The sequence below is a fragment of the Brevibacillus schisleri genome, assembly GCF_055685845.1.
Genome location: NZ_JBVNDM010000001.1, coordinates 192501 through 210571 on the forward strand (window position 1 = coordinate 192501; position 18071 = coordinate 210571).

Annotated in this window: 16 protein-coding genes, 1 rRNA gene and 1 other annotated feature (1 of these 18 only partly in view); of the genes, 16 read left to right on the top strand and 1 reads right to left on the bottom strand. The window is 47.8% G+C overall.

Translation table 11 applies throughout. The features are described 5' to 3' along the window. The 10 genes from ACUUHJ_RS01125 to pssA all read left to right on the top strand — a co-directional run. Nucleotides 1–745 (top strand): 23S ribosomal RNA (locus ACUUHJ_RS01125) (it extends 2184 nt beyond the left edge of the window). 249 nt (nucleotides 746–994) lie between these two features. After that, the gene (locus ACUUHJ_RS01130; protein WP_199926594.1) at nucleotides 995–2116 is read left to right on the top strand and encodes an MGDG synthase family glycosyltransferase; all 1122 of its coding nucleotides are present in this window, start codon (nucleotides 995–997) and stop codon (nucleotides 2114–2116) included. Between the two features lie 20 nt (nucleotides 2117–2136). Next, nucleotides 2137–2823, top strand: coding sequence for an HAD hydrolase-like protein (locus ACUUHJ_RS01135; RefSeq protein WP_289675564.1), 687 nt, complete (start codon nucleotides 2137–2139; stop codon nucleotides 2821–2823). Nucleotides 2824–3011: 188 nt separating this feature from the next. Continuing rightward, on the top strand, nucleotides 3012–3476 hold the full coding sequence (locus ACUUHJ_RS01140; protein WP_064202944.1) for a CtsR family transcriptional regulator: 465 nt from the start codon (nucleotides 3012–3014) through the stop codon (nucleotides 3474–3476). A gap of 16 nt (nucleotides 3477–3492) precedes the next feature. Further along, on the top strand, nucleotides 3493–4011 hold the full coding sequence (locus tag ACUUHJ_RS01145) for a UvrB/UvrC motif-containing protein (protein ID WP_012683955.1): 519 nt from the start codon (nucleotides 3493–3495) through the stop codon (nucleotides 4009–4011). 19 nt (nucleotides 4012–4030) lie between these two features. Beyond that, nucleotides 4031–5104, top strand: a complete 1074-nt coding sequence (locus tag ACUUHJ_RS01150; RefSeq protein ID WP_172143232.1) for a protein arginine kinase — start codon at nucleotides 4031–4033, stop codon at nucleotides 5102–5104. Nucleotides 5105–5164: 60 nt separating this feature from the next. Next, nucleotides 5165–7615 (top strand): ATP-dependent Clp protease ATP-binding subunit, encoded by a 2451-nt coding sequence (locus ACUUHJ_RS01155; RefSeq protein ID WP_016742864.1) that lies wholly within the window; start codon nucleotides 5165–5167, stop codon nucleotides 7613–7615. Between the two features lie 106 nt (nucleotides 7616–7721). Then, on the top strand, nucleotides 7722–9089 hold the full coding sequence (gene radA, locus ACUUHJ_RS01160; protein ID WP_016742863.1) for a DNA repair protein RadA: 1368 nt from the start codon (nucleotides 7722–7724) through the stop codon (nucleotides 9087–9089). A gap of 8 nt (nucleotides 9090–9097) precedes the next feature. Beyond that, nucleotides 9098–10174 carry a DNA integrity scanning diadenylate cyclase DisA gene (gene disA, locus ACUUHJ_RS01165; protein ID WP_012683959.1) on the top strand — a complete coding sequence of 359 codons (1077 nt, stop codon included), beginning with the start codon at nucleotides 9098–9100 and terminating at the stop codon, nucleotides 10172–10174. A 114-nt stretch (nucleotides 10175–10288) separates the two neighbouring features. Beyond that, entirely contained in the window at nucleotides 10289–11017 is a 729-nt protein-coding gene (gene pssA / locus ACUUHJ_RS01170) for a CDP-diacylglycerol--serine O-phosphatidyltransferase (protein WP_017247027.1), read from the top strand. Between the two features lie 97 nt (nucleotides 11018–11114). Here the strand turns inward: pssA and ACUUHJ_RS01175 are convergent, their stop codons facing one another. Beyond that, entirely contained in the window at nucleotides 11115–11510 is a 396-nt protein-coding gene (locus ACUUHJ_RS01175) for a nucleoside triphosphate pyrophosphohydrolase family protein (protein WP_007716195.1), read from the bottom strand. Nucleotides 11511–11796: 286 nt separating this feature from the next. Here ACUUHJ_RS01175 and ACUUHJ_RS01180 point away from each other — a divergent pair, with 286 nt between their 5' ends. The 6 genes from ACUUHJ_RS01180 to cysS all read left to right on the top strand — a co-directional run bounded on the left by ACUUHJ_RS01180 (nucleotide 11797) and on the right by cysS (nucleotide 18058). Then, a complete protein-coding gene (locus tag ACUUHJ_RS01180; protein ID WP_012683961.1) occupies nucleotides 11797–12885 on the top strand; it encodes a PIN/TRAM domain-containing protein in 1089 nt (362 codons plus the stop codon). A 27-nt stretch (nucleotides 12886–12912) separates the two neighbouring features. Continuing rightward, nucleotides 12913–13599, top strand: a complete 687-nt coding sequence (gene ispD / locus ACUUHJ_RS01185) for a 2-C-methyl-D-erythritol 4-phosphate cytidylyltransferase (RefSeq protein WP_472298090.1) — start codon at nucleotides 12913–12915, stop codon at nucleotides 13597–13599. A gap of 3 nt (nucleotides 13600–13602) precedes the next feature. Further along, nucleotides 13603–14076 (top strand): 2-C-methyl-D-erythritol 2,4-cyclodiphosphate synthase, encoded by a 474-nt coding sequence (gene ispF, locus ACUUHJ_RS01190; RefSeq protein WP_289675570.1) that lies wholly within the window; start codon nucleotides 13603–13605, stop codon nucleotides 14074–14076. A gap of 87 nt (nucleotides 14077–14163) precedes the next feature. Then, nucleotides 14164–15630, top strand: a complete 1467-nt coding sequence (gene gltX / locus ACUUHJ_RS01195) for a glutamate--tRNA ligase (RefSeq protein ID WP_289675572.1) — start codon at nucleotides 14164–14166, stop codon at nucleotides 15628–15630. 27 nt (nucleotides 15631–15657) lie between these two features. Beyond that, nucleotides 15658–15917 (top strand) — a binding site (T-box leader). A gap of 88 nt (nucleotides 15918–16005) precedes the next feature. After that, nucleotides 16006–16671, top strand: a complete 666-nt coding sequence (gene cysE / locus ACUUHJ_RS01200) for a serine O-acetyltransferase (protein WP_472298091.1) — start codon at nucleotides 16006–16008, stop codon at nucleotides 16669–16671. Further along, nucleotides 16652–18058, top strand: a complete 1407-nt coding sequence (gene cysS, locus ACUUHJ_RS01205) for a cysteine--tRNA ligase (RefSeq protein ID WP_289675574.1) — start codon at nucleotides 16652–16654, stop codon at nucleotides 18056–18058. Before cysE ends, cysS begins: the two co-directional genes overlap by 20 nt. Nucleotides 18059–18071: the final 13 nt, after the last annotated feature.

Sequence of the window (18071 nt, forward strand, 5' to 3'; positions counted from 1 at the left end):
TGGAGCTGTCGGTGGGATACCACCCTTGATGTACGGAGTTTCTAACTCGTCGCCCTTATCGGGCGAGAGGACCATGCCAGGTGGGCAGTTTGACTGGGGCGGTCGCCTCCTAAAAGGTAACGGAGGCGCCCAAAGGTTCCCTCAGAATGGTCGGAAATCATTCGTAGAGTGTAAAGGCAGAAGGGAGCTTGACTGCGAGACCTACAAGTCGAGCAGGGACGAAAGTCGGGCTTAGTGATCCGGTGGTTCCGCATGGAAGGGCCATCGCTCAACGGATAAAAGCTACCCTGGGGATAACAGGCTTATCTCCCCCAAGAGTCCACATCGACGGGGAGGTTTGGCACCTCGATGTCGGCTCATCGCATCCTGGGGCTGAAGTAGGTCCCAAGGGTTGGGCTGTTCGCCCATTAAAGCGGTACGCGAGCTGGGTTCAGAACGTCGTGAGACAGTTCGGTCCCTATCTGTCGCGGGCGTAGGAAGTTTGAGGAGAGCTGTCCTTAGTACGAGAGGACCGGGATGGACGCACCGCTGGTGCACCAGTTGTCACGCCAGTGGCACAGCTGGGTAGCTATGTGCGGACGGGATAAGCGCTGAAAGCATCTAAGCGTGAAGCCCCCTCCAAGATGAGACTTCCCACAGCGCAAGCTGGTAAGACCCCTCATAGACGATGAGGTTGATAGGTTCGGTGTGGAAGCGCGGTAACGCGTGGAGCTGACGAATACTAATCGGTCGAGGACTTATCCACACACTCTTAGCAATCATGCGTATTCAGTTTTCAGGGAATGAAACGAACCTCTTTACCCCAGAATGGGTAAGGAGGTTTTTTGTTTTAACGTATCTTACAGCCAAAAGTCAAACTCGCGATTATTTTGTCGATAAGTTAGGCCGAATGACCGACAAGTTCCCTCTTGCAGACGGGTCTTGGGGTAGACTAACATGAGAAGGTACCTGATCCAGGCGTTGGAGTAGGCGAGGTTATGAAGGAGAATCGTTCATGAAAAAAATTCTAATCTTTTCCGCTTCCATCGGTAACGGACACAACCAGGCAGCGCGGGCCATGCAAGAAAGCTTGGCTGAGAGTGGTTGCACATCAATGATCATCGATACGTTAGAGTATATTAGCCCCACCTTTCACAAAATTTTGCTGGAAAGCTATATGAATCTGTTGAGGCTGTCACCCAAGATGTGGGGCAGAATTTATCATAATACAGAAAAAACCCGTTTCTTCGATATGAATGTGCTGATGAATAAGTTATTGGCAAACAAACTGAAAAAGCTGATCAACAGTGTACAGCCCGATGCCTTTATTGCTACTCATCCGTTTGCAAGCTGTATGCTCTCCGTATTGAAAGGAAGAAATGATTGGAAGGAACCAATCTATACGATCATTACTGACTATACCATCCATCCTTCATGGATTAATCACCATATCAATTATTACTTCATCGGTCATGAACAGCTGTATTACCTGTTAGACGTTTATCGACAGGATCATCAAAAATTCATTCCGATGGGCATTCCTATCATGAAGAAATTCAGCTTGCCATTGGAACCCGAATTGATTCGGCAAAAGCTCGGTCTCGCTCCTGAACAAAAGAGCATTATTCTTTCGGGGGGCGGATTGGGTCTCGGCTCGATGGAAAAGGTATTAGATGGGCTAGAAGAGATTAACATTCCCCTGAAAACCTTTGTGTTAACGGGGACAAACGACAAGCTATACAATAAGGTGACAAATCGTACGTATCGGCATGAAGTCATTCCGCTAAAATTCATCAATAACTTCCACGAATACTTGGAAACGGCTGATTTAATTGTCACCAAATCAGGCGGACTTACATCAGCTGAAGTAATGAGTAAACGGGTACCTATGATTGTTTACAACCCTCTGCCTGGACAGGAAGAGAGGAATAGCCACTTTTTGCTCAATAATGGGTGTGCGGTACACGCGAATCTATCCGAGCAGTTGATTTACTTTATCGATGAACTATTGCATAGCCCGTCCAAGGTGGAATATATGCGTAGAATGGGACAAAAAATCTCGAAGCCAGATGCTGCACAACGAATTACTGAGTTTATCATGGATGATATGAATATGTTGCCAAGAAAAGTAGAATAGCAGACAAAATGGAGGAACCCATGACTGTACCATTCGCGATATTATTTGATATGGATGGCACATTACTGCAAACAGAAAAGCTGTCGACTCCCGCTTTTATTCGAACGTTTGACCAGCTTCGTCAAAAAGGGCTATGGCAAGGGGAAACCCCTGACGAACGTGAACTGATCAATGTACTGGGAATGACGATCGAGCAGATCTGGGACAAATTACTGCCGGGTGCGAGTGAAGAAGCCATTCGCTCAGCAGATGCTTTCTTGCTAGACAATGAAATCCAGTTACTCAAAGAACGAGTGACCGAGCTATATCCGGATGTAAAATCAACCTTAGAGAAGCTGCGTGAAAAAGGATTTGCTTTATTTGTAGCAAGCAATGGGCAGGAAGAGTACATCGATGCCATTTGTCAGGCATACGAGTTAAAGCCGCTGATGACCGACCTGTACTCGGCTGGTCGTTTCCGCACGCATTCCAAAAATGACCTGGTTGCAAAACTGTTGTCTGATTACAAAATCGGGCAGGCCATCATGGTAGGAGATCGTCACTCCGACGTGGAAGCAGGCAAGACAAACGGTTTATTTACCATTGGATGCGACTTTGGTTTTGCGAAACCAGGCGAGCTTGATGGGGCAGATGTTATTATCACCAGCTTCTCTCAGCTACTGAATCATTTGCCAGCAATCGACACCAATACGCAAGAACAAGCATAAACCATTCCTCAGGGAGTGGTTTTTTTGTTGATCATGTCCAAGTTTCAAGCGACCCTCTTTTGCCCACACTAGAATGTGTAAGGGACACTTGCGGGCACGCACTAAACCCATTATAATTAACGTCAAAGATAGTCAAAGTCAATAGGTGACCTCATAAGAACATACACAGAGGAATAGGAGGCGATGACTTGCGAAACATCTCGGACATCATTGAACATCACTTGAAAAGCATCCTTACTAACAGTCCCAATGGATCGATCGAGATTCAGCGTAGTGAGCTTGCCGACCATTTTCAATGTGTGCCGTCTCAGATCAATTACGTCATCAATACGCGCTTTACCGTTCAAAAAGGATACCTCGTAGAGAGTAAGCGCGGGGGCGGCGGGTATATTCGCATACGCAAGGTGCAGATTGTCAGCAAAGCACGCTTGCAGGAATTGTTAACAGAAGAACTGATTGGAGAGAGCATTAGTCAGAGTGTGGGAAATGCGATCGTAGAAAGACTACTGGAGGAAGGGTTAGTCAACATTAGAGAAGCTACCTTGATGAAAATCGCTACCTCGCGAAACGTTTTGACTCTAGAAGCTGAATTGCGGGATCGTTTGCGGGCAAATATTTTAAAGCAGATGATCGCAGCAATCTTGTTGAAGTAAAAGGAGGTATGATGTTATGAACTGTGAGGAATGCGGAAAACGACCGGCGACACTTCATTTGACGAAAATCGTCAATGGCGAAAAAACCGAATACCATATTTGCGAGCAATGTGCTCATGAAAAAGGGGACGTCTTTACCGGCTTTCACAACTTCAGCATCAACAATCTCCTGTCAGGACTTTTAAAATTTGATCCCATGCAAAAGAATGGACGCGAAACGGCAACGAATAAGCCGCTTCAATGCGAAACATGTGGACTCACATATGCTCAATTTAGTAAAAGCGGCCGATTTGGCTGTAGTGATTGCTACACCTTTTTGGGGGATCGACTGGACCCACTTTTCCGCCGGATTCATGGAAACACACAGCATAGTGGAAAAGTACCAGAGCGTACCGGTGGCAAACTGAAGATCCGTAAAGAGCTGGAGCAACTAAAGCAAGCGCTGCAAAGTCATGTCGCCAGTGAAGAGTTCGAGAAGGCAGCAGAAATGCGTGATCGAATTCGAGCATTGGAACAAAAAATGGCCCAATCGTAGCAAGGGAGGTTAGCTGGTTATGTCCCAAAAGCAGTTTATGCAAAACCCGTGGAGCAATTGGATGAAAGGAGAAGGTCCTGATTCCGACATTGTCATTAGTACACGGCTGCGTATCGCCCGTAACCTGCGCCAGCACCCCTTTCCGTTATTGGCAACGGACTCGCAGGGCGAGGAAGTCGTCAGAAAGGTAACGGAAGTAAGCGATTCGGAGGCAATGCGCAAACGGCATCAGCTTCAGGTCATCCATATGGATCAAATTAATCCGTTAGAAAAACGGGTGCTCGTAGAAAAGCATCTGATTAGCCCTCATCTGGCAGAGGAATCCCGTAAAGGTGCCGTATTACTTCGGGAAGATGAGTCTGTTAGCATTATGGTTAATGAAGAAGACCACATTCGAATACAGGTACTATTACCCGGGTTTCGTTTGAACGAGGCATGGGAAATAGGTACGAAGATAGACGACATTTTTGAGAAAAGCTTGAACTACGCGTTCGACGAAACTCGAGGATATCTTACAAGCTGCCCAACCAATGTGGGTACGGGAATTCGTGCATCCGTGATGCTGCACCTGCCCGCTCTGGTGATGACGCAGCAGATCAGCAGAATTTTACAGGCAATTAATCAAGTTGGTCTGGTCGTTAGAGGAATTTACGGAGAGGGTAGCGAAGCTCTAGGGAATCTTTTTCAGTTATCCAATCAGGTCACACTGGGGATGTCTGAGTCGGATATCCTTTCCAATCTCTATGGTGTGGCCAGACAGATTATTGAGCAAGAGCGTGTGGCACGCACTTACTTGCTGGAGCATACCCGGGTTTCTTTGGAGGATCGGATTTTCCGGTCGTATGGTATCTTGATGTATGCCCGCACGGTAGAGTCCAAGGAAGCGGCTCAACGCCTGTCAGATGTACGTCTAGGGATCGATCTAGGCATCATTCCGAATGTATCTCCGCTGGTCCTAAACGAACTGTTAGTCACGACACAGCCAGGGTTTTTACAACACCACGCTGGTCAAAAGCTCACTCCGGACCAACGCGACGAAAGAAGGGCAAGGCTGATCCGCGAGCGTCTGCGCGTAGTAGAATCACAAGAGTAATGGTATCACGCAATTGTTAACCATATAGAGAAAAAACACGGTTATACGGAGGTGTACGATATGATGTTTGGACGTTTTACAGAACGAGCACAAAAAGTACTGGCGCTTGCCCTGGAAGAGGCGGTTCGTCTCGGACACAAAGATATTGGGACAGAGCATGTGCTGCTGGGACTCATTCGAGAAGGCGAAGGGATTGCGGCGAAGGCACTGCAATCACTTGGGCTTGGCCTCGATAAAATCCAGAGTGAAGTGGAGTCGTTAATCGGGCGAGGAACAGAGCAGTCCGGTAGTAATTACACACCAAACTATACACCTCGCGCCAAAAAGGTCATTGAACTGTCGATGGACGAAGCCCGCAAGCTGGGTCATACCTATGTGGGGACTGAACATATTCTGCTTGGCTTGATCCGTGAAGGAGAAGGCATTGCTGCGAGAATCATGAACAATTTGGGAGTTAGCCTCAACAAGGCTCGTCAACAGGTGCTCCAGCTGCTCGGCAGCTCGGAAATGATGGCATCTCATCAACCGTCTGGAGGGAATCCAGCGGCGAATACGCCGACGTTGGACGGCTTGGCAAGGGATCTGACTGCAATCGCTCGTGACGGCGGTCTAGACCCGGTCATCGGTCGCCAAAAAGAAATCGAGCGTGTGATCCAAGTACTTAGCAGACGCACCAAGAACAACCCTGTTTTAATTGGGGAGCCTGGTGTCGGGAAAACAGCTATCGCAGAAGGTCTTGCCCAAAAAATCGTGAACAACGAAATTCCGGAGACCCTTCGTGATAAGCGCGTCATGACCCTCGATATGGGAACCGTTGTTGCGGGAACCAAATATCGCGGTGAGTTCGAAGATCGTCTGAAAAAAATCATGGACGAAATTCGCCAAGCAGGAAACATCATCCTGTTTATTGATGAGCTGCACACCCTGATTGGTGCTGGTGGAGCAGAAGGCGCAATTGACGCCTCTAACATTCTGAAGCCTGCCCTGGCACGTGGTGAGCTACAGTGCGTAGGTGCTACTACGCTTGATGAATATCGCAAGTACATCGAAAAAGACGCGGCACTGGAGCGTCGTTTCCAACCAATTCAGGTTGATGAACCGACAGCGGAGGATGCCATTCGTATTCTGCATGGCCTTCGTGATCGTTATGAAGCCCACCACCGTGTCAAAATTACCGATGAAGCAATCGAGCAGGCAGTAAAGCTGTCTGACCGCTATATTACGGAACGCTTCCTGCCTGACAAGGCCATCGACTTGGTCGACGAGGCGGCATCCAAAGTCCGCTTGCAATCCTTTACGGTTCCGCCAAACCTCAAAGAGCTGGAGGGACGTCTGGAAGAGGTGCGCAAGGAAAAAGACGCTGCCGTACAATCACAAGAGTTCGAGGAAGCAGCAGCACTTCGCGATCAGGAGCAAAAACTGCGTGAAGAACTGGATAAAACGAAAAAAGACTGGAAAGAACGCCAAGGCCAGCTGAACATGGAGGTTACGCCAGAAGACATCGCACAAGTAGTGGCGAGCTGGACTGGTATTCCTGTGTTAAAGCTGAAGGAAGAAGAAACAGAGCGCTTGTTGAAGATGGAAGAGATTTTGCACGATCGCGTCATTGGTCAAGATGAAGCAGTCAAATCCATTTCGCGTGCGATCCGCCGTGCCCGTGCTGGTTTGAAAGACCCAAAACGCCCAATCGGCTCGTTTATCTTCCTGGGGCCTACCGGTGTGGGTAAAACCGAATTGGCTCGTGCCGTGGCGGAGACGCTTTTCGGTGACGAGGATGCCATGATCCGCGTGGATATGTCCGAGTACATGGAGAAGCATTCTACCGCTCGTCTGGTAGGTGCCCCTCCTGGCTACGTAGGCTTTGACGAAGGCGGTCAGCTGACCGAAAAAGTACGTCGCAAGCCTTACTCCGTCATTTTGCTGGACGAAATCGAGAAGGCTCACCCAGACGTATTCAACATCCTCTTGCAAGTATTGGATGATGGTCGTCTGACAGACTCCAAGGGACGTACCGTCGACTTCCGCAATACAGTTGTCATCATGACTTCCAACGTCGGAGCCAGCATGATTAAGAAAAATACAACGCTCGGCTTCACGACCAACGATTCGGAAAGAAAGTATCAGGATATGAAGGACAAAGTCATGGATGAGCTGAAGAAGAGCTTCCGTCCTGAGTTCTTGAACCGTATCGATGAAGTCATCGTGTTCCACTCCTTGGAGCAAGAGCACATCGAGCAAATCGTATCTCTCATGACAGAAGAGCTGCGTAAACGTTTGAAAGAGCAGGACATTGATTTCCAATTGACCGAAGAAGCCAAGAAGGTATTGGCAAAAGAAGGCTTTGATCCGGCCTATGGTGCGCGTCCTCTGCGTCGAGCTATCCAGCGCCACATCGAGGATAATTTGTCCGAGGAATTGCTCAAGGGTACGATCAGTAAAGGCGATACCGTCAATATCGAAGCGGAAGAAGGCAAGCTGGTAGTCAAGCGCCTTGAAAAAACGAAATCATAAGCTGGGTTGAAACGTAATAGAATGCCTCCTGATTCGGGAGGTATTCTTTTTTTGGGTGCGTAATTATGATAAAAGTAGAGAAAGAAATCCAAGTGAGGGTGCGATTATGTCAAAGTATAAAACGAAATACGCGTGTCAAGAATGTGGCTATGAATCGCCAAAATGGATGGGGAAATGTCCGGGATGCAGCAGTTGGAACACCCTGGTAGAGGAAGTGACGGTAAAAAATCCACATCGTCACGAAGGGATGAGCGGCGGCCAGCGTCAATCTGCGATTCCGTTGACCCAGGTAGCTAGTGAGGAAGAGCCACGCATGGATACCACGATCGGAGAATTGAATCGTGTTCTTGGTGGAGGACTTGTTCCGGGTTCACTCATTTTGGTTGGGGGAGACCCTGGAATCGGGAAATCGACATTGCTTTTGCAAACTTCTTTTGCCTTGGCTCATCAAGGAGCGAAGGTTCTCTATGTATCTGGAGAGGAGTCGGCAAAACAAATCAAAATTCGCGCGGATCGACTCCATTTGCAAACGCCGCCGATGTTTGTATTGGCAGAAAATGATTTAGATTTGATCGAACAGCATATTAATCAAGTAGACCCGGATGTGCTGATTATTGACTCGATCCAGACCGTGTTTCACCCGACGATTCAATCGGCTGCGGGAAGCGTTGCACAAGTGCGGGAGGCAACAGCCCAATTGATGCGGATTGCAAAAGGAAAAGGGATTGGTACCTTCATCGTCGGTCACGTAACCAAGGAAGGCTCCATCGCAGGTCCGCGTATGCTTGAGCACATGGTGGATGCTGTTCTCTATTTTGAAGGGGAGCGTCACAATACGTTTCGAATTTTGCGCGCCGTCAAAAACCGTTTTGGTTCGACAAACGAAATCGGTATTTTCGAGATGAAGGATCGCGGTCTGGAGGAAGTGGCGAATCCATCTGAGATATTTTTGGCAGAGCGTCCATTTGGTGTTGCGGGTTCCACAGTCGTAGCCAGTATGGAGGGCACACGTCCCGTTTTGGTTGAGCTGCAAGCTCTCGTTGCCCCGACCAGCTTTGTAACCCCACGGAGAACGGCAACAGGGGTCGATCATCAGCGTGTGGCAATGATCATGGCAGTGTTGGAAAAGCGCATGGGCATGATGCTGCAAAATCAGGATGCTTATGTAAACGTAGCAGGTGGGGTCAGATTGGATGAGCCAGCAGTTGATTTGGCGATTGCCGTAAGCATTGCAAGCAGTTTCCGTGACCACGCTACCAATCCGCATGATGTCGTTATCGGAGAAATTGGCTTGACTGGTGAGGTGCGCGGTGTCTCCCGTATTGAGCAACGAGTACGAGAAGCCCATAAATTAGGCTTTAAGCGTGTCATCATACCGGAGAAAAACATCCGCGGGCTGGATGCGCCAGCAGATATTCAAGTAATTGGTGTGAGCAATATTGCCGATGCGTTGAACGAGGTGATAAGGAGGTAGGAGTGGGCATGCAGGGGAACATCAAAAGAACTCCGCAAATCGGTGATGTGCTTCGTCTCGTGGCACCCGGCACACAGCTTCGTGAAGGGTTGGAAAATGTTTTACGGGCCAAAACCGGGGGCTTGATCGTTATTGGGTGCGGTCCGGAGATGAAGTCGATTGTCGATGGCGGTTTTTCCATCAATTGTGATTTTTCTCCTGCCCATTTGTATGAATTAGCGAAGATGGATGGGGCGATTATAGTAAGTGAAGACGCAAAACGCATCCTGTACGCGAATACACAAATCTTCCCACCCTCCTCAATCCCCACGAGCGAGACGGGCACACGGCATCGTACAGCACAACGTACTGCCATTCAAACGAATCATCTGGTGATTGCTATCTCGCAGCGTCGCAATGTGATCACGCTGTATCAGGGGAGTTTCCGGTATGTCTTAAGCGAAATCAGCGTCATTCTGGCCAAGGCGAATCAAGCTGTATCTACCCTTGAGAAATACAAGGCCGTTCTTGATCAAACTTTGACGAATCTTGGTGCGTTAGAATTTGAGGAGCTCGTTACTTTGCATGAAGTTGCCTCGGTTTTGCAACGGATTGAGATGGTGTTACGTATTAAGACAGAGGTCTCCAAGTACATATGTGAGCTAGGGGTAGAAGGAAGGCTTGTCAGTATGCAGTTGGAGGAACTGGTTTCAAACATTGAGGAAGAGGCTCATATGCTTATTCGGGATTATTCCCGAGATCCATCCTATTCACCTGATCTTGTACTGCGGGACATGAAAAAATTGAACTCGGAGGAAATGCTGGAACTCACTTCTTTTTTGCGAACGCTGGGGTATTCCTCCAATGCCAGTATGCTCGACGAATCCGTTTCCCCTAGAGGTTATCGGATCCTGTACAAGATCAGGCGTCTGCCCGTTACAATCATCTCGAATCTGGTAGAGCATTTTCATCATCTGCCACGAATCATGATGGCAACGATTCAGGAATTGGACGAAGTGGAAGGCATTGGCGAGGTTCGAGCGAGAGCGATTAAAGAGGGACTGAAACGGATTCAAGAACAAGTGTTCATTGACAGGCACATTTAAAGTAGAATAGGATAAAGGCATTATTTGTATTCAACATTTGCCTAAGGGACTTGGATAAAAACAAGGTCAACAGGATAACCTGCTCCTTACGCAAAAGAAATCAGGAGGTAGTCTATGTTCGTGAAATCGTTACCGAACATACTAACCGTAAGCAACTTGTTTCTGGGAGTTTTAGCAATTATTCTTGCGTTTCGAGGCGATCAATACGTCGAATATGCAGCGATCACAGTGATCATTGGTATGCTGGCAGACGGGCTGGATGGACGTGTAGCTCGTATGTTGAACGCCCAAAGTGAGTTCGGGAAGGAATTGGATTCTCTTTCTGACGTTATTACTTTTGGGATTGCGCCAGCGTTCATTATGTATGTTGTCGTCTTGCAACACTTTGATTTGCTTGGGATTCTCATTACAGCCATTTTTCCGATCTGTGGTGCGCTGCGTTTGGCGCGTTTTAACGTACAGGCCGGGGTTCCGGGGTATTTCATCGGTTTGCCGATTACGGCAGCGGGGGGCGTACTGGCTACGCTCGCACTCTATCACCAAGTATTCACTCCGGTATTGCTTGCCGTAAGTATGTTGCTGCTTGCCTTTTTGATGGTATCAAAGGTCAAGTATCCTAACTTTAAAAAAGTGGGGATTCCAAAGTCTGCTTATTGGATCACGCCTATTATCATCGCGATTGTGGTTGTTGTAGCGATTAAGTATCCGCAACAATTTCCAAAAATTGTTTTCCTGCCACTTGCTTTTTATGCACTGTACGGAATAAAAAAAAACGTTGACTTTCTCGTCAAAAAATTACGCAAGCGTAAAAACAAAGAGGAAGAATCCGTTCCGTTTGAATAGTTTCGGCATAAAAAAAAACCCACACTTCAATGTGCGGGTTTTTCTTTTTTGTATGCAACTTTTTTTAGGGTTCATTCGTAATACGAGTAGCGGACTTTTAAGACAGGTTGAAGACACCCAAAGTATTCAATCGGTTGGATTCTTTCTGAAGGACATCTTCTAGCTTAATGTCTGTAATATTGCACAAGGCAGTGAGGTAAAAGAGGTTTTTGCCAAGCTCAGCAGTAACTACATCGCGACAATGCTCGCACAGCGGTCCGTTAAAGTGGGTGTCCAAATGGGACTTGTTGTCCTCCAGGTTCTTGTTTGAATCGTACGTCTGTTTTTTGGCAACCACTTCGACACAGCCGCATTCGGTGATGGCTTTTGTCAGTGAACGGTTAATGCGGGATGCCGTTTCCTGAACTTTGGACATGACGTCCAGTACGCTACGATGTCTGATCAAAAGCTCAGATACTTGCGTTTGAAAGTCGTCTATGTTTCGATTGTCCATCTGGTTCACCTCTGCTTTAGGCTGTTGGTATCGTCATAATTTTCTCTCATTACGATACTGACATTATAAGAAGGGAGTCAGCTCCCTGTCAATTTAACATCGAAGGAAACGAGTGTTCCCGGGTTGACGAGAAAATGACAACTATGTTAAAATTTTTGGCTATTTGACATGGCAAAATCTTTTTTGCTATAGTGAGGGAAAGTAAGATGAAGCATTATAATGATTTGGAAAAAAATAGGTTTTTACTCTTAGGCTTCTGTCTATATTAGTAAAAGGAGGTGAAGGCATGTTACGCCGAGTAGGAAAATTCATTTTTGTTTTGATTGGTGCCGGATTGGGGTATCGATTTGGTGACGAATTGTTCTCGTTGCTCGACCCACTGTTAAACTTTGGTGTAGTAGCCGGATCGCAATATATTGGGGCTGTACTAGGTGCCATCTTGTTTTTCTTTTTAGCGAATTGGGTTGTGGATTATGTTCTGCGCATCGTTCGATGGGGTGAAGAGACACTCGTCAAAATGCCGGTTGTCGATGTGATGTTCGGAGCGATGGGGTTGATTAGTGGTCTTATTGTTGCATTCTTATTATTCCTGCCCATCAGTAAAATTCCGATTCCATTTGTGGGAGATCTTTTGCCGTTAATTGTTTCCGGGTTGCTCGGTTATTTGGGCTTCCAGGTAGGGTTTCGCAAGCGGGACGAGATTATGTCGGTATTTTCAATTGGACGTAAGGATAAGAAAAAGGATAGCGCAACCACTACCGTTAACCTGGAAAATAAAATCCTCGATACCAGTGTCATTATTGACGGACGCATCGCAGATATTTGCCGTACCGGCTTTCTGGAAGGGGTTCTGGTCATTCCGGGATTTGTGTTAGAGGAGTTGCAGCATATCGCCGATTCCTCCGATGTACTGAAGAGAAACCGCGGTCGTCGGGGTCTGGATATCTTGAACAAGATTCAAAAAGAAATGAAGGTAAAGGTTCAGATTTGGGAAGGCGATTTTGAAGAAGTATCCGAGGTGGACAGCAAGCTGATCAAGCTCGCAAAGCTCATTAACGGAAAGGTTGTAACAAACGACTTCAACCTGAACAAGGTATGTGAGCTGCAAGGTGTTGCGGTATTGAACATCAATGATTTAGCGAATGCAGTCAAGCCTGTAGTTTTGCCTGGAGAAGAGATGAACGTCCAAGTCATCAAGGATGGGAAAGAGCATGGTCAGGGTGTCGCTTATCTGGACGATGGCACGATGATTGTTGTAGAGGGCGGACGAGAATACATCGGAAACGACGTCGATGTTCTTGTAACGAGTGTGCTGCAAACTTCAGCAGGACGAATGATCTTCGCCAAACCAAAGTTGCTGGAACGAGCGTTATAGAAAAGACAACAGGAGAGGGATGAATCAGTGAGTACGGGTGTCGTGATCGTTGCAGCCGGTTCGGGTAAACGAATGGGTGGGCAACGGAACAAGTTGTGGTTACCGCTTGCGGGCGAGCCGATCCTGGCTCATACGGTACGTCTATTTGCTACTCATCCCGACATTGATGAAGTCGTGCTGGTGGTGAGTGAAGCAGACCACGCAGAAGTAATGACCTTGATCTTTGCTGAGAAGCTGATGGTTGTGGTTACTATGGGTGGAGCAGAGCGACAGGACAGTGTGAGAAATGGCTTGGCTTCATTATCGGCAAATTGCGATTACGTACTGGTTCACGATGCTGCCCGTCCTTTCGTCACTCGCAAACAGATCAGTGACATGATCAAACAGGTACAACAAGATCAGGCAACGATCATGGCAGTACCTGTCAAAGATACGATTAAAGTGGTGGGGGCAAATGGACTTGTAGAGTCAACCCCGGCACGGGAAAGCTTGTGGGCGGTTCAAACCCCACAAGCTTTTCGTATGTCTTTATTGCGAGAGGCACATCAGGCAGCAGGGGAAGCAGGGAAGCTGGGCACGGATGATGCGATGCTGGTTGAGTGGCTGGGTCATCCGGTATCGATTATGCAGGGAAGCTATGAGAACATTAAGATTACGACACCAGACGATCTGTGGTTTGGTGAAGAGATATTGCGGAAACGAAAGGGAGAGTAGCTCATGCGTATTGGACAAGGTTTTGACGTGCATCAATTAGTAGAGGGGCGTCCATGCATCATTGGAGGCGTCACCATCCCGTATGAAAAAGGCTTGCTAGGGCATTCTGACGCGGATGTACTCCTCCATGCGATTAGTGACGCGATTCTTGGAGCGATTGGTGAGGGGGATATTGGCCGTCATTTTCCGGATACAGACCCGACTTTTAAGGATGCAGATAGCGTAAAGCTGCTGGAGCATGTATGGAAGTTGGTTCGGGAGCGCGGCTACCGATTAGGTAACGTGGATGCAACGATCATTGCTCAAGCGCCGAAAATGGCACCGTACATTCCGCAAATGTGTGAAGTCATTGCACGCGTGCTGGAGGCAGACGATCTCTCGCAAGTGAATGTGAAGGCGACGACCTCCGAGAAACTCGGTTTTACAGGCAGAGGGGAAGGAATCGCTGCGCAGGCGGTATGCTTGCTTGTCAAGTAGAGGGGCAAGGTGTAACATAAAGCCTTAGATACGTTTTTACTTAGGTCAAGGTTATAGCCTTTTACATTCATAAGGATGGTGCTACCAATGGCGAAAGAAATTCGCACTCGTTATGCGCCGAGTCCTACGGGGCATTTACACATCGGCGGTGCGCGAACAGCGCTCTTTAATTATCTTTTTGCGAAACATCACGGTGGTTCGTTCATCGTTCGGATTGAAGATACGGACCAAACGCGCAATAAGGAAAATGCGGACGAAGAGCAAATGAAAAACCTGAAATGGCTCGGCGTAACATGGGAAGAAGGTACAGACGTTGGTGGACCATATGGACCGTACCGTCAAACAGAGCGCCTGGACATTTATCGGAAATATATCGATCAACTGCTAGCAGAAGGCAAAGCATACTACTGCTACGCGACAAAAGAAGAGCTGGATGCAGAACGTGAAGAACAGCTCGCGCGTGGAGAAACACCACGCATTCTGGAAAAGCACCGCCATGTGACTGACGAGCAGCGTGCTCAGTACGAAGCAGAAGGTCGAGTGCCATCCATTCACTTCCTCGTTCAGGATGATCGCGAATATGTCGTGAACGACCTGATTCGTGGTCAGGTAACCTTCAACTCCAACGAGATGGGCGATTTCGTTATTTGCCGTCCGGATGGGATTCCTACATACAACTTCGCCGTTGTAGTGGACGACTATTTGATGAAAATTAGCCACGTTATTCGTGGAGAAGAGCATCTGTCCAACACGCCTCGTCAATTGATGATTTACGAAGCGTTTGGGTGGGAAGCGCCTGACTTTGCTCACTTGGCACTGATCCTCAACCAAGATGGCAAAAAGATGTCCAAGCGCGACGAGAGCATTCTTCAGTTCATTGAACAGTACCGTGACCTGGGCTTCTTGCCAGAAGCAATCGTGAACTTCCTTGTTCTCTTGGGATGGTCTCCAGGTGGCGAAGAAGAGATTTTCTTAATGGAAGATCTGATCAAGCTGTTCTCAATGGATCGCGTGAACAAGTCGCCAGCTGTGTTTGATGCAACGAAGATGAACTGGATGAACAACTTCTATTTGAAGCGTCAACCGCTGGATATGATTACAGACATGTGTATCCCGCATCTGCAGAAAGCTGGCTTCATCGAAGAGGCTTTGTCTGCTGAGAAGCGCGAATGGGTTCGCAGTATCGTAGGCCTGTACCAAGAGCAAATGTCCTACTGTGCGCAAATCGTTCCGTTGGCAGCCCTTTTCTTCCTCGACGAAGTGGTGTACGATGAAGAAGCAACTCTGGTGCTGAAAGAACCGCAATTGCCGGAAGTACTTGCTTCCTTTGTGAAACACCTTTCTGCCCAGGATGCATATAATGTGGATGTTATTAAAGCGGTACTCAAGGACGTGCAAAAGGAAACGGGTCACAAAGGCAAGGCGTTGTTTATGCCGGTTCGCGTAGGAGCAACTGGCCAGGCGCATGGTCGTGATTTGGCAGAGACGTTGTATCTGCTTGGACGCGACAAGGTAATTGCACGTGCACAACAAGTAATTGCAAACGGTCAGTAAGTATTGGCTGGCTATCTTTTATAAATAAGGAATGCGACGATCAGGAGAAGTACAACAGTCTGCACATCTACAGAGAGGATGGATAGGTGAGAGCCATCTGATGTGTCCTGTATGGAAATGCCCCTGTGAGCAATGAGCTGAACCTATCTTTTTGAAAAGATATCAGTAGGCGCCATCGGCTTCCCGCCGTTATCGGGATATGAGCGAGATCGTTCGAGGTTGTTTGTTATGTCTTTGCAGCCAAGACGATCTAAGCAGAGTGGAACCACGGTAAACCCGTCTCTGTCCCTTCGTAATGGAGGGATAGGGACGTTTTTTATTTTAGAGGAAGTTGAACACTCGGCAGGTAAATCAGGCAGGAGGTGCCACCCAAAAATGTTAGCACAGATGAGAGATGACATTCATGCTGTTTTTGAACGAGACCCGGCTGCGCGCAGTACGCTGGAAGTCGTCATGACCTATTCCGGATTGCACGCGATATGGGGGCACCGGATTGCCCACGGGCTCTGGAAAGCTGAGCTGTGTACACTCGCCCGAATTGTCTCTCAACTATCCCGCTTTTTCACGGGAATTGAGATTCACCCGGGCGCGACAATTGGCCGCGGCCTGTTTATTGACCATGGCATGGGTGTTGTGATCGGAGAGACGTGCGAAATCGGAGACAATGTAACGATTTATCAAGGGGTTACACTCGGGGGAACAGGTAAGGAAAAAGGAAAGCGTCACCCTACGATCGGCAATGATGTCATTATTGCAACGGGAGCAAAGGTGTTGGGCTCCTTCAAAATTGGCGATAATTCAAAGATAGGGGCTGGTGCCGTTGTTTTGCAGGAGGTACCGCCGAACTCGACCGTAGTAGGAATCAAGGGGCGTATCGTGATCCAGGATGGCAAGCGGGTCAAAAATGACCTGGACCATGTAAACATGCCAGACCCGGTAGCGGATACGATTCGCATGATGCAAAAGGAAATTGATCAATTACGCAAAGAATTGGAGCTTTTGAGGGAGGATAAAAAGAACGATGGGCATTCAGTTGACTAACACGATGACGCGGCGAAAGGAACCGTTTCACACATTGGAGCCAGGAAAGGTAAAAATGTACGTGTGCGGTCCGACCGTGTACAATTACATTCACATTGGAAATGCGCGCCCGGCTATTGTATTTGATACACTGCGCCGTTACTTGAAATATCGTGGCTACGAAGTGACATTCGTGCAAAATATTACGGACGTAGATGACAAACTGATTCGTGTGGCGAACCAGGAAGGTGTCACTGTCAAAGAAGTGGCGGATCGTTACACAGATGCGTACAATGCTGATCTGAAATCACTGAACGTATCGCCACCAGATATTCAACCGCGAGTGATGCAGACCATTCCGGAGATCATTGAATTCGTGCAAGGGCTGATTGAAAAAGGCTTTGCCTACGAGAGTGAAGGTGACGTCTATTTCCGCACGGGACGTTTTCAGGAATACGGAAAGCTTTCGCATCAACCGTTGGATGATTTGCAGGCAGGTGCTCGTGTAGAAATCAACGAGAAAAAGGAACATCCCCTGGACTTTGTACTTTGGAAAGCGGCCAAGACTGGAGAAGTAACTTGGGATAGTCCGTGGGGCGAAGGAAGACCGGGATGGCATATTGAGTGCTCGGCAATGGCCCTGAAGTTTTTAGGGGAGGAAATCGATATTCATGCGGGCGGAACAGACCTTGTGTTTCCACACCATGAGAACGAAATTGCCCAGTCGGAGTGCTTTACGGGTAAAGTTTTTGCTCGCTACTGGCTACACAACGGCATGCTCAATATCGATAACGAAAAAATGTCCAAATCCCTCGGGAATTTTTTACTTGCACGTGATCTTTCGGAGAAATTCGGCGGTCAATTAATTCGCTTCTTTATGCTTCAGGGACACTATCGCAACCCGATTAATTTTAGCGAAGAGTTGATCGAACAAGCAGCCAATGGTTTGGATAGAATCACGACGGCGTATACGAATCTTTCCCATCGTCTGGATACCGCCCGAGCAGAAGAGCCGAATGGTCAGGCACAGGAGCAGGCACGAATCATTGGAGAGCTTCGCGAGCGCTTCATTGCTGAGATGGATGATGATATCAATACAGCGAATGCTATTACCGTTATTTTTGATGTGGTGAAGGAAGCCAACCTTTATTTGCGTCATCAAAATGTAGGCGAAACCGAAGTTCGTGCATACATGGATTTGTTGGTGGAGTTGACGGAGGTTCTTGGTCTTGACATTGCAGAAGAGCAAGAGCTGTTGGATAGTGAGATTGATGCGTTGATTGAAGAGCGCACAGAAGCTCGCAAAGCAAGAAACTTTGCGCGTTCTGATGAAATCCGCGATCTGCTCGCTGCAAAAGGAATCGTGCTGGAGGACACGCCACAAGGTGTTCGCTGGCGTCGAAAATAAGGGGCCGAAGAAA

Excerpts from the sequence above, each read along its gene's own strand:
- radA (WP_016742863.1), top strand. The coding sequence starts at position 7,722 with ATGTCAAAGTATAAAACGAAATACGCGTGTCAAGAATGTGGCTATGAA.
- disA (WP_012683959.1), top strand. The coding sequence starts at position 9,098 with ATGCAGGGGAACATCAAAAGAACTCCGCAAATCGGTGATGTGCTTCGT.
- ispF (WP_289675570.1), top strand. The coding sequence starts at position 13,603 with ATGCGTATTGGACAAGGTTTTGACGTGCATCAATTAGTAGAGGGGCGT.
- cysS (WP_289675574.1), top strand. The coding sequence starts at position 16,652 with ATGGGCATTCAGTTGACTAACACGATGACGCGGCGAAAGGAACCGTTT.
- ACUUHJ_RS01180 (WP_012683961.1), top strand. The coding sequence starts at position 11,797 with ATGTTACGCCGAGTAGGAAAATTCATTTTTGTTTTGATTGGTGCCGGA.
- pssA (WP_017247027.1), top strand. The coding sequence starts at position 10,289 with ATGTTCGTGAAATCGTTACCGAACATACTAACCGTAAGCAACTTGTTT.
- ACUUHJ_RS01145 (WP_012683955.1), top strand. The coding sequence starts at position 3,493 with ATGAACTGTGAGGAATGCGGAAAACGACCGGCGACACTTCATTTGACG.
- ACUUHJ_RS01150 (WP_172143232.1), top strand. The coding sequence starts at position 4,031 with ATGTCCCAAAAGCAGTTTATGCAAAACCCGTGGAGCAATTGGATGAAA.
- gltX (WP_289675572.1), top strand. The coding sequence starts at position 14,164 with ATGGCGAAAGAAATTCGCACTCGTTATGCGCCGAGTCCTACGGGGCAT.
- ACUUHJ_RS01175 (WP_007716195.1), bottom strand. The coding sequence starts at position 11,510 with ATGGACAATCGAAACATAGACGACTTTCAAACGCAAGTATCTGAGCTT.
- cysE (WP_472298091.1), top strand. The coding sequence starts at position 16,006 with ATGTTAGCACAGATGAGAGATGACATTCATGCTGTTTTTGAACGAGAC.
- ACUUHJ_RS01135 (WP_289675564.1), top strand. The coding sequence starts at position 2,137 with ATGACTGTACCATTCGCGATATTATTTGATATGGATGGCACATTACTG.
- ACUUHJ_RS01155 (WP_016742864.1), top strand. The coding sequence starts at position 5,165 with ATGATGTTTGGACGTTTTACAGAACGAGCACAAAAAGTACTGGCGCTT.
- ACUUHJ_RS01130 (WP_199926594.1), top strand. The coding sequence starts at position 995 with ATGAAAAAAATTCTAATCTTTTCCGCTTCCATCGGTAACGGACACAAC.